Here is a 3,821-nt window from a genome sequence, read left to right on the forward strand (position 1 = left end):
CTTTTTGGAAAGTCGCCCTAAAAGGGGCGAGGCTTTAGACCCAATTTTTTGGTAAGGTCACAGGTTCGATAACGGCGATACTGAAACGAACTGGAATATTTGTAGCAAATCTTCTCAAATTTTGGTAGCAACGCCTACAGTTTGCGCGATCGTTTTTTAACATCCCGTGGCGAGACCTTCGATCGATTCCACTGGGGGGATGGCAGGTTTTGAAACCGTTGTAGCGATCGATCGCCCCGAGATTTTCTCCAAATTCAAAAAAAATCGGTGCGTCAAGAGACCTTAACGCACCGTCTGAGGATAGCCAACCGTCAGTTTAAGCGTCCGCTTGAGCGTACACGCTAACTTTTTTACGGCTGCGGGTTTTGTGTTCGAAGGTGACGATACCATCGACTAGGGCGAACAGCGTATCGTCCCGTCCGATACCGACGTTAGCGCCGGGATGGATTTTCGTACCGCGCTGGCGAACTAAAATGTTGCCCGCTTTCACCACTTGGCCGCCGTAACGCTTCACGCCCAAGCGTTTAGCGTTAGAATCGCGACCGTTACGAGTACTACCAGTTCCTTTCTTGTGAGCCATCCTTTCTCCTGATTGAATATTCGATCGACAATAAATTTCCGTGAAATCTCAGTGAAATCTCACGCTCGCGATCGCCGATCGCGATCTCTTATTCTGCCGTAGTTTCGGCAACTTCAGCCACCACTTCCGTGGGTTCGGAGGCAGATCCCATCCCCTCGAAAGCGTCGCTTTCCGCCAACACCGTACCGTTGACGCTGATGCGTTCGACCGCAAACCGCGTCAGTTCCTGACGGTGACCGCGTTTTTTACGGGTTTTCTTCTTCGGCTGCATCTTGTAGACGATGACCTTGCGGCCGCGGCGGTGTTCCAACACCTTGCCTTCTACCGTAGCGCCTTCCACCCAAGGTTGACCCACATGGGCGTCGTCTTCGTGGCGAACGAACAGAACCTTATCGATGGTCACGGCTTCGCCGGGTTCCACGTGCAACAGTTCCACATCGTAGAACCGACCGGGTTCCACCATGACCTGTTTTCCGCCAGTTTCGATAATTGCGTAAGTCATCAAACCGTCCTTTCTAAATTGCCGTAGGGGTAGCCAGATCGCGTGGCGATGCTGTGGCTTTGCGATACTGTGCCTTTGTACGACCCGTTCCGAGCTGAAACAAAAGAGCCAACTTCCTATTATCGCAAGCTGGCTCTTATCGTGTCAAGATTTCGTCGAGACCACGAGTCGAGATCGATCGCCTTACTCTTCCTCGTCGCCGCCTTCAGCAGTCGCCGCCACGACGGGTTGTTTCACCGTCAGATAGCGCAGCACCTCTTCAGACATTCTCATGGCGCGTTCGAGTTTCGCGATCGCATCTCCCGGCGCCTCGTAGTTCATTTGAACGTAAACACCATCGCGATGGTCTTCAATCTCGTAAGCCAAACGGCGTTTGCCCCGGTGTTGAATATCTAGGTCTTGAGCGCCGTTTTCTTCCAACAACGTGCGATACTTGCTGATTTCGATATCCGTGCGCTCTTCTCCCAAATCGGGGCGCAGGATGTACATGGTTTCGTAGATAAACTCTTTCATGGTCTGTCCTAACCAGTCCTTATGGTCACAGTGGCGTTCGAGCCGTTAACTTGAACCGCCCGAAGCAAGGAGTCAACGTTCGATCGACCCTCAAACCCACCGTTGCAGCGAGGGCGATCGATACCGTCTCGTTTGCCTGACATCGATCGAATCGGGGAGGTTACGCCCCCACTCAATCTAAATGCAAGGCGACTTACTACTATACCCCAAACTCGCCCCCGCTCGATCGATGTTGCCATCGAGATCCTCTCGGTCTGTCTCTATGTCCTCTGTGCCTCTGTGGTGAACCCTTTTTCCAACACCGCCTATTGAAGCCAGGCAGCCCGTGTGATAATTCTGAACAGTGACATCCTCCCAACGCCTCAATGCTCGATCGCGCTCCCAGCCAATTTTCCGCAACCCCCAAACTCCCGCCCCAACGGTGGCATCTCCACGACCCCGACGAGAATCGCACTCGAGAACTAGCCGAAACCCTCCACCTTCCCGAAGTTCTCGCCCGCGTCCTCATCGATCGCGGCTTCGACAGCCCCGAAAGCGCCCAAATCTTCCTCAACCCCGAAACCCTCGACCTGCCCCGCTTCATCGACGACTTCCCCGACTTAGGCATCAGTTACGACCTGATACGGGAAATGTGTCAAAGCGGGCAACTCATCGCCATCTGCGGCGACTACGACGCCGACGGCATGACCAGCACCGCCTTACTCCTGCGGGCCTTGCGAACCTGCGGCGCCAACGTCGAATACGCCATTCCCAGCCGCATGACAGATGGCTACGGCATCAACTCGCGCATCGTCAACGAACTCCACCAAAAAGGCGTCGGTCTCATTATTACCGTCGATAACGGCATCAGCGCCCACGCCCCCGTTGAAGAAGCCCGAGAACTGGGGATGGAAATCATCGTAACCGACCACCACGACTTACCGCCGGAAATTCCCCTGGCCAGCGCCATTCTCAACCCCAAAATGACCCGCCCCGATTCTCCCTATCGCGGCATGGCAGGGGTGGGAGTGGCGTATATGCTGGCCATGTACGTGGCGGAACAGTTGGGGCATCTCGATGAGTTGCGGTTGCCCCTGTTGGAACTGTTGACCTTGGGAACGATCGCCGATCTCGCGCCCCTGTCGGGGGTCAACCGCTACTGGGTGAAACAGGGTTTGAAGTTACTACCCCACTCGACGATGCCCGGAATTCAGGCGTTGATGCAGGTGTCGGGTACCACGGAAAACGGCGATAAAGCCCTGAAACCAGACGCCATCGGCTTTCGCTTGGGACCTCGGATTAACGCCGTCGGACGCATCGGCGAACCGCCGTTGGTTATCGATTTGCTGTCGACGGATGATAGGGGTATTGCCCTGGAACGGGCGATGCAATGCGAACAAATCAACCAAACCCGTCAGGGGATGTGTCACGACATCGAACGGGAAGCGATCGAATGGTGCGAAACTTCGGAAATCGACCTCATGGAAACGCGGGTGTTGGTGCCGATTTCCGACAGTTGGCATCACGGCGTCATCGGGATTGTGGCGTCGCGGTTGGTGGAACGGTACGGGGTTCCGGTGTTTATTTGTACTTACGAAGAGGAAGACAAGCAGCAGGTTCGCGGTTCGGCGCGGGGAATTCCTGAATTTAACGTTTTTGAGGCGTTGGAATATTGCAAGGATTTACTCTCGAAACATGGGGGACATCCAGCGGCGGGGGGGTTTTCGCTACCGGAGGAAAATCTCGAGGCGTTTCGATCGCGTTTGAGTGAGTTCGCCTGTCAGTGTTTGGAACCGCACCATCTCAAACCCCGCGTGACCATCGACAGCCATTTGGCGTTAGAGGCGGCGGAGGCGGCGTTATATGAGGAGATCGATCGATTCCAACCCTGTGGTATCGGCAACCCGGAACCGGTGTTTTGGACTCACAACCTGCGCGTTTTGGAACAGAGACTCGTAGGAAAAGGACATTTGAAGTTAACTGTCGCCGACGAGAACGGCGTGGAGAAAAAGGCGATCGCTTGGCGCTGGGGGGATTATTTTCCCCTACCGACGCGGCTGGATTTAGCCTACAAGCTACGAGAAAATCATTGGAACGGCGAACGGGCGATCGAACTCGAAATCGTCGGGGCGCGACTTCCTGACGGGGTAGAACTGACGGCGGACGCGGAATCGTCTGTCTCGGAATCGGTCAACGTCGAAGAAGACCGCCTAGACTATTCCATCTCTGAAGATACGACTTCTGAAG

General features: G+C 54.8%; 4 protein-coding genes. 1 reads left to right on the forward strand and 3 read right to left on the reverse strand.

Annotated elements, in window-relative coordinates; all coding sequences use genetic code 11:
- Nucleotides 1-316: 316 nt before the first annotated feature.
- The 3 genes from rpmA to rpsF form a co-directional block, all read right to left on the reverse strand.
- Nucleotides 317-580 carry a 50S ribosomal protein L27 gene (gene rpmA, locus ACP5D4_RS08275; protein WP_428011157.1) on the reverse strand — a complete coding sequence of 88 codons (264 nt, stop codon included), beginning with the start codon at nt 578-580 and terminating at the stop codon, nt 317-319.
- A gap of 88 nt (nt 581-668) precedes the next feature.
- Nucleotides 669-1,082, reverse strand: a complete 414-nt coding sequence (gene rplU, locus ACP5D4_RS08280) for a 50S ribosomal protein L21 (protein WP_428011158.1) — start codon at nt 1,080-1,082, stop codon at nt 669-671.
- Between the two features lie 183 nt (nt 1,083-1,265).
- Complete coding sequence (gene rpsF, locus ACP5D4_RS08285) at nt 1,266-1,595, reverse strand: 30S ribosomal protein S6 (RefSeq protein ID WP_428011159.1); 330 nt, start codon at nt 1,593-1,595, stop codon at nt 1,266-1,268.
- 365 nt (nt 1,596-1,960) lie between these two features.
- On the opposite strand from rpsF, the gene recJ reads away from it, so the two are divergent.
- On the forward strand, nt 1,961-3,821 hold a 1,861-nt coding region (recJ, locus tag ACP5D4_RS08290), incomplete at its 3' end, for a single-stranded-DNA-specific exonuclease RecJ (RefSeq protein WP_428011160.1).

The sequence above is a fragment of the Baaleninema sp. genome (assembly GCF_049974805.1).
Taxonomy (GTDB): Bacteria; Cyanobacteriota; Cyanobacteriia; order Cyanobacteriales; family Geitlerinemataceae; genus Baaleninema.